Raw genomic sequence first — 384 nt, 5'->3', positions numbered from 1 at the left:
CTGCAATTCTTCGCAAGACCCTCAAGCTGATGGCCCAACGCATTGCTGAACTTCACGACCTTCGAAGACAGGTGCGCGAGGCCGAGACAAGGGCGCTTGCCAGACGACGCGAAACGTCCTCCAGAAGGTCGCGAAGGCAGAGGACGGGATTTCATCGCAGCCGCCTGAATGCCCGAGTTCGATGCCTCGAAGACTTGAACCGGAGCCGTTCTCCGTAACGAATGCGCTGAGAGCGCTTGTTTGCGTCCGGTGCGCTTGGTAAGTGCGCTCTGTTCTGATTCCTTGGGCGCAACTCGATGAAAAGCGACAGCTTCCGATCCATGTCCACAGATGACCTGTGGGCGCTCCACGAACAAGTAGCGGCCGAACTGACGCAAAGAATAG

Annotated in this window: 1 protein-coding gene; it reads right to left on the bottom strand. The window is 57.6% G+C overall.

Features of this window, described 5'->3' with window-relative positions:
- Positions 1-384: hypothetical protein (locus I6F36_RS39435; RefSeq protein WP_225173344.1), on the bottom strand; the 384-nt coding region annotated here is incomplete at both ends.

This window comes from Bradyrhizobium sp. BRP19 (assembly GCF_020194195.1).
Lineage (GTDB): Bacteria > Pseudomonadota > Alphaproteobacteria > Rhizobiales > Xanthobacteraceae > Bradyrhizobium > Bradyrhizobium yuanmingense.
The sequence above is the reverse complement of the archived record's forward strand: the minus strand, read 5'-3'. Positions and strand labels throughout refer to the sequence as shown.